Source organism: Streptomyces aureus (assembly GCF_001418135.1).
In the GTDB taxonomy this organism is placed as follows: domain Bacteria; phylum Actinomycetota; class Actinomycetes; order Streptomycetales; family Streptomycetaceae; genus Streptomyces; species Streptomyces aureus_A.
On record NZ_LIPQ01000367.1, the window covers coordinates 1 to 6,594 of the forward strand.

7 protein-coding genes are annotated in these 6,594 nt (G+C 73.2%); 4 read left to right on the top strand and 3 right to left on the bottom strand.

Annotated elements, in window-relative coordinates; translation table 11 throughout:
* On the top strand, positions 1-1,283 hold a 1,283-nt coding region (locus AOK00_RS27510), incomplete at its 5' end, for a ferredoxin reductase family protein (RefSeq protein ID WP_055602955.1).
* A 266-nt stretch (positions 1,284-1,549) separates the two neighbouring features.
* A complete protein-coding gene (locus AOK00_RS27515) occupies positions 1,550-2,335 on the top strand; it encodes a sulfite exporter TauE/SafE family protein (RefSeq protein WP_055602956.1) in 786 nt (261 codons plus the stop codon).
* Positions 2,336-2,378: 43 nt separating this feature from the next.
* On the opposite strand, the gene AOK00_RS27520 is transcribed toward AOK00_RS27515, so the two are convergent.
* The 3 genes from AOK00_RS27520 to AOK00_RS27530 all read right to left on the bottom strand — a co-directional run bounded on the left by AOK00_RS27520 (position 2,379) and on the right by AOK00_RS27530 (position 4,810).
* Positions 2,379-2,996, bottom strand: a complete 618-nt coding sequence (locus AOK00_RS27520) for a class F sortase (protein ID WP_055602957.1) — start codon at positions 2,994-2,996, stop codon at positions 2,379-2,381.
* Positions 2,997-3,075: 79 nt separating this feature from the next.
* On the bottom strand, positions 3,076-3,582 hold the full coding sequence (locus AOK00_RS27525) for a hypothetical protein (RefSeq protein WP_055602958.1): 507 nt from the start codon (positions 3,580-3,582) through the stop codon (positions 3,076-3,078).
* A gap of 466 nt (positions 3,583-4,048) precedes the next feature.
* Positions 4,049-4,810: an aminotransferase class IV gene (locus tag AOK00_RS27530; protein ID WP_055602959.1), complete on the bottom strand. Its 762-nt coding sequence runs from the start codon at positions 4,808-4,810 to the stop codon at positions 4,049-4,051.
* Between the two features lie 92 nt (positions 4,811-4,902).
* On the opposite strand from AOK00_RS27530, the gene AOK00_RS27535 reads away from it, so the two are divergent.
* Both AOK00_RS27535 and AOK00_RS27540 read left to right on the top strand, forming a co-directional pair.
* Positions 4,903-5,571, top strand: coding sequence for an NADPH-dependent FMN reductase (locus AOK00_RS27535; protein WP_055602960.1), 669 nt, complete (start codon positions 4,903-4,905; stop codon positions 5,569-5,571).
* A 12-nt stretch (positions 5,572-5,583) separates the two neighbouring features.
* On the top strand, positions 5,584-6,594 hold a 1,011-nt coding region (locus tag AOK00_RS27540), incomplete at its 3' end, for an ABC transporter permease (protein WP_173861644.1).

Here is a 6,594-nt window from a genome sequence, read left to right on the forward strand (position 1 = left end):
TGGACACCCCAGAGCAGGGCGCCGGGGCCGTCGCCCTGCTCTGGGGTGTCCAGGCCCGGCCCTCCGCCCGCCTCGACGCCTTCTTCGCGTCCGGCGCGCACCTCACCGGTCTCCTCGCCGGGTACGGCGTCCTCGTCCTGCTGCTGCTCATGGCCCGCGTCCCGGCCGTCGAGCACGGCGTGGGCGCCGACCGGCTCGCCCGCTGGCACGCCCTCGGCGGCCGGTACGTCCTCGGCCTGATCGGCGCGCACGCGCTCCTCGCCCTCTGCGGTTACGCCGTGCACACCCGTACCGACCTCGTCACCGCCACCGGAGGCCTCCTGGCGTACGGGGCGATCGCCGCCGCCACCGCCGGCACCGCCCTCTTCGTCGCCGTCGGTGTCACCTCCGCCCGGGCCGTACGGCGCCGGGTCCGGCACGAGATCTGGCGGGCCGTCCACCTCGGCGGGCTGCTCGCCGCCGCCCTCGGCTTCGTCCACCAGCTCGCCGGACCCGACATCGCCGACAGCCTCCTCGTCCGCTGGCTCTGGTCGATGGCCCACGGCACCGTCGCCGTCCTCCTCCTCTGGTACCGGCTCGTCGTCCCCGTCCGCGCCGCCTTCCGCCACGAGCTGCGGGTCGTCGAGGTCCGCGACGAGGGTCCGGGCGTCGTCTCGGTGCTCGTCCGGGGCAGGGGAGTGGCCCGACTGTGCGCCGAACCCGGTCAGTTCTTCCGCTGGCGCTTCCTGCGGCGCGGGCTCTGGGCGACCGCCCTGCCCTTCTCCCTCTCCGCGCCCGTCCGGGACGACACCCTGCGGATCACGGTCAAGGCGCTCGGCGACCACACCCGCCGCATCCGCCGGCTCCGCCCCGGCGTCCGGGTCCTCGCCTCCGGCCCCTTCGGCGCGCTCACCGCCCACCGCCGTACCCGCCGCAAGGTGCTGCTGCTCGCCGGAGGCGTCGGCATCACCCCGCTGCGCGTCCTGTTCGAGACGCTGCCCGGCGGGCCCGGCGACGTGACCCTCCTCTACCGGGCCTCGGACGCCGCCGGGCTCGTCCTGCGCGAGGAGCTGGAGGCCATCGCCCGCGAACGGCAGGCCGCCCTCCACTTCCTCCTCGGCCGCTCCGACGACTCCTTCGACCCCCTCGCGCCGCGCGCCCTGCGCCATCTGGTGCCGGACCTCGCCGCCCATGACGTCTACCTCTGCGGGCCGCCCGCCATGGCCCGCGCCGCCACCGCCCATCTGATCCGGGCCGGAGTGCCGGCCTCCCGTATCCACAGCGAGGACTTCGACCATGCCTAGACACGGTGCTCCCCGCGTTTCCCGCGTTCACCGGCGCCCTCGCGTCGCCCGCGTCTCGCGCGGCCACTCCGTCGAGCAGGCCCGGCGCCGGCTCGCCGCCGCCCTCCTCGGTGCCGGCGCGCTCGCCGCGACCCTCCTCACGGCCTCCGTCTCCCCGGCCGCGCCGCCGGCCCCCGACCGCGGCCCGGGCGCCGCAAGCTCAGACGTAGCTCAACTCTCCAGAGATTGATGGACGGGGCAACGAACGCCTCCCTAGGCTCACGGGCATGCCCGAGATCTCACTGACCACCCTCGTCCTGCTGTGCCTCGCCGCGCTCGTGGCGGGCTGGATCGACGCGGTGGTCGGCGGCGGCGGGCTGCTCCTGCTGCCCGCCCTGCTGCTCGGTCTGCCGAACGTCCAGGCCGCGCACATCCTCGGCACCAACAAGGCCGTCGCGATCGTCGGCACCACCGGGGCCGCGATCACCTACGTCCGCAAGGCGCCCGTGCGGGTCTGGACGGCGGTACGCATCGGGCTCGCCGCCCTCGCGGGCTCCATGGCCGGTGCCTTCTTCGCGGCGGGCATCAGCAGCGACGTCCTGCGTCCGGTGATCATGGTCGTCCTGCTCGCGGTGGCGGCCTTCGTGATGCTGCGGCCGTCGTTCGGCGCGAAGGCCGAGGGGGCGGAGCGGGCGCCGCTGACCCGGGCCCGGATCGTCACCGCGATCGTCGTGGTCGGCGGCGGGATCGGCTTCTACGACGGCCTGTTCGGTCCCGGCACCGGCACCTTCCTGGTCCTCGCGCTCACCGCCGTCCTCCACCTCGACCTGGTGACCGCCTCGGCGACCGCGAAGATCGTCAACGTCTGCACCAACGCGGGCGCGCTCGCGATGTTCGCGTACCAGGGGAGCGTGTACTGGCAGCTCGCCGCCGTCATGGCGGTCTTCAACCTGATCGGCGGGACGGTCGGGGCGCGGATGGCGCTCAGCAAGGGCGCCGAGTTCGTGCGCGGGGTGCTGCTGGTGGTGGTGCTCTCGCTGGTCGCGAAGCTCGCCTTCGACCAGTGGGCCTGACCTTCACCGGACGTCCCCGGGCCCGACCGGTCACTCGCCCCTGCTACCGCACCCCGATGAGGTGGCCGAAGGCGACCACGTTCCCCTGGTAGCCGTTCTTCTTCGAGAAGCCGCCGCCGCAGGTGATCACGCGGATCTCCGCGCGGTTCGCCTCGTCGTACACCTTCCGGTCCGGGAAGTCCTTGTTCTCGTAGACCTCGACCGCGTCGACCGTGAACACCGCGGTCCGCCCGTCCTGCCGGTCCACCTCGATCCGGTGGCCCTTCTTCAGGGCTCCCAGCGTGTAGAAGACGGCGGGTCCTTCGGCGTTGTCGACATGGCCCGCGACGATCGCCGTGCCCTTGGCGCCGGGCGCGGTGCCGTCCTCGTACCAGCCGGCCAGGTTCCGGTTCCCGGCCGGCGGTACGCCGAGCGAACCGTCCGGCGCCAGGCCGAGCCGCATCATCGGGGTGTCCACATCGGTCTCGGGGATGCGCAGCCGGACCGGCGCCGAGGGCGGCAGCGGGTCGGCGGCGGCGTCGGTGTGCACGCTCGGCCCCGCGGCGAAGGCCTGGGCCGCCGAGGGTACGGGCGGGGTGACCTGCTGAGAGCCGTTCTGGACGAGCCAGATCCCGGCGCAGGCGGCCACGGCTATGCCCCAGCCCTTGCTCCTGTTGCCCACCTGGGCTCCCTGGGGTGTGGCCCTGCCCCCGCCGGGCCGTGATCGGGCGCTCCGGCGGGGGCAGGACAGGCGGATGGTCTCAGTGGCCCTGCGCGCCGCTCGCCCGGCGACGCAGGAGCCAGACCCCGCCCACGGCAGCTGCGGCCAGCACCGCCGCGCCTGCCGTGACCTGGGCGGTGTCGGGGCCGACGCTGCCCCCGACACCGGTCTGGACGTGACCGCTGGGACGGCGGTGCTTGACGGTCAGGTCGCCCCGGGCCGTCTTGCCGTTGTCGCAGGCCACGCTGATGCCGTACGTGCCGGCCTTGGCGTGCTCCGGTACGTGGAACTGGCCGACCACGACCTCCTTGTGCGTGCTCGGGCTCAGCTGGAACTCGCCCGCGCCGAGCGAGTTGGCGTCCCCCACGCCACGGCCGTGCTTGCCGCAGGCGAGCGTGTTCACGGTGACGGTGGTGCCGGGTTCGGCGTCGGAGGGGAAGATTTCGAGCCACTCGGAGTTGCCGGCGAACGCCGAGGGGACGGCGAGGGCTCCGATCGCGGCGACCGTCAGCGCGGTACCGGTGAACAGGCGGACAGTGGTGCGCATGGGGGCCTCCGGGGCGCGCGAGCGGTCGAGCGGGGCGGTCCTCCCGGGAGGGACTTCCCGGAACGGCCTTCTGTGACCGAGATAAAAGCCGCCGCGCCCGCCGCGCCTCCTGATGAGGCATCAGGATTGGGCCGTCCGATACGGTGTGTCGCCTGGATTTTCTGTGTTCATGCAGGTCAGAGCGGGTTGTGCGGTGTCGGCTGACGCCGCGTGCCGAACGGGTGATCAGGTGCCGCCCGTCATGCGGCCGCTTTGTCCCACGGGCTCCTCAAGCGCCCTCAGGCTTCCACGGCCCCTCCTCGGGCCCCCGACGGCCCCCCTCGGACCTCCTCGGACTCCCTCAGACCCCTGTCGGGCCGGTGATCGCCGCCGGCGCCCACTCCCGCGCGCCCACCGTCGCGCCGGCCGTGATGCCGGTGGCCGGGCGAGCGCGCCCCGGAGCGTGGTGAGCGCCCGGCGTGCCGCTCTACAGTTCGTCCCACTCCACCGAGTCGTACGCCGAGTGCACCCGTCCCATGAGCTCCTCGTCCACCTCGAACGTCACCTCGTCGATCGCCGTCACGGCCGCCAGGGAACGGGAGTTGGTGACGAACGCGGCCCGGTAGCCCGCCAGATAGGCCAGCGTGACCGGGCGCCGGACCGACTCCAGGCGCGGCTCCAGGAGGGTCATGGCGATCCCCCGGAGACAGGGTGCCGACGGCCAGACCACCGAAGTGCCGTCCCAGAAGGCGATGTTGGTGATCGCGCCCTCGGCGATCTCACCGTACGGGGAGGTCAGCACGGCCTCGTCGAAGCCGGCTCGCCGCGCCGCCTCGCGGTGGTAGCTCTGGCCGAAGCCGCCCAGGTGCTTGATGTGCGGCGCGGGCCGCCAGTACTCGACGGCCGTCAGGCGCTGCGGGGCGCCGAGGCCGTTCGGGGCGGGGGCGGCGACGGTCACCGCGATACGGACGTCCGGGTACACGTACACGCGCACGGAGGCGTTCCGCTGCCCGGAGGTCGCGAGGGCGCCGGCGATCAGGGCGCGGACGCGCGTGCCGTCCAGTTCCCGGCCGAAGAGCTCGCGGGTCGCGCGGTCGAGGCGGTCGAGGTGCAGGTCGAGACCCTTCACGCGCCCGTCCCGTACCTGCATCGCCGTGAAGTGTCCGAAGCCGGTCATGAGGGCGGCGAGCAGCCCGGGGTCGGTCGCGGGGGTGCCGTCGATCTCGATGTGCGGGGTCGGAGTCGTCATGCGCTCACCGTACGTCCGGGGAAACGGTCTTGGGGAAGAGCTCCGGATCGCCGCTTGACCTCAACCAAACTTGAGGTACCACGATCATCGGCATGGACAACACGAACGCCTCCACGGCCACCGTCTCCCCCGTCTCCCCCGTCTCCTCCGCGACTCCCGCTGCCGCGGACGGCGCCTCCGCCCCGGCCCCCCTCACCCTCGCCCTCGTGGTCGCCAGCGACCGTGAAGGCCGCTTCGCCCCCGTCGTCACCGACTGGTTCCGCTCCCGCCTCGCCGAGCGCGACGACTTCACCGTCACCGTCGTCGACCTCGCCGAGATAGACCTCCCCACCTCCCTCTCGTACGACCCTTCCCCGGCCGTCCGCGCGGAACTCGCCAAGGTCACCCCGGTGCTGGAGGCCGCCGACGCGTACGTCGTCGTCACCCCGGAGTACAACCACTCCTTCCCCGCCGCCCTCAAGAACCTGATCGACCGGCACTACACCGAATGGCAGGCCAAGCCCGTCGGCTTCGTCTCCTACGGCGGGATCTCCGGCGGCCTGCGGGCCGTCGAGCAGCTCCGGCAGGTGTACGCCGAGATGCACGCGGTCACCGTCCGCGACACCGTCTCCTTCCACAACGCCCACGGGCTGTTCGACGAGAACGGACGGCACAAGGACCCCGCCGGCGCGGAGGGCGCCGCCAAGGCGCTCCTCGACCAGCTCGGCTGGTGGGGACGCGCCCTCAAGGACGCCAAGTCCGTCCGCCCGTACGGCGCGTGAGGGGTCGTCATCATGCTGCTGCGGCTCCTCGCGCCCCGCCTCAGGCCGTACCGGACCCTCCTCGCCCTCCTCGTCGCCCTCCAGCTCGTCCAGTCCCTCGCCTCCCTCGCCCTGCCCGCCCTCAACGCCGGCGTCATCGACCAGGGCGTCCTGCGCGGTGACACCGACCGTGTCCTCGGCGGCGGCGCCGCGATGGTCGCCGTCACCCTCCTCCAGGCGGTGGCCGCGGCCGCCGCCACCTACACCGGCGCCCGGGTGGCCATGGGCGTCGCCCGCGACCTGCGCTCCGAAGTCTTCCGCCGCGTCCAGGAGTTCTCCGCGCGGGAGCGGGGCCGCTTCGGCGCCGCCTCGCTGATCACCCGTACGACCAACGACGTCCAGCAGATCCAGACGTTCACCGTCCTCGTCCTGACCATGCTGGTCGCCGCGCCGCTCCTCTGCTTCGGCGGCATCGTCATGGCCCTGCGCCAGGACGTGCCGCTCGCCCTGGTGCTGCTGCTCTTCGTGCCGGTGATGACCGGGGCCGTCGGCGCCGTCGTCCTGCGGATGCGGCCGCTCTTCAAGGGCATGCAGGAGCGCGTCGACCGCGCCGGACGGGTGCTGCGCGAGCAGATCACCGGCGTCCGGGTGGTCCGCGCCTTCGTCCGTGACCGGCACGAGCGGGAACGGTTCGCCGCCGCCAACGACGAACTCCGCTCCGTCGGCCTCCGGGCCGGCCGGCTCCAGGCCCTGATGTTCCCGACGGTACTCGTGGTCTGGGAACTGACGACCGTCGCCCTCGTGTACGTCGGCGCCCACCGCATCGACTCCGGCGCCCTCCAGCCCGGCGGGCTCGTGGCCTTCCTCGGTTATCTGCTCCAGATCTCGATGTCCGTGATGATGGTCCTCTTCCTCCTCATGCACATGCCCCGGGCCGAGGCGGGCGCCGTCCGGGTCCGCGAGGTGCTCGACATCCGCTCGTCCGTCGTCCCGCCGGCCTTCCCGGTCCGTACCTCCGACGACCGGGGGCATCTGGAGGTCCGG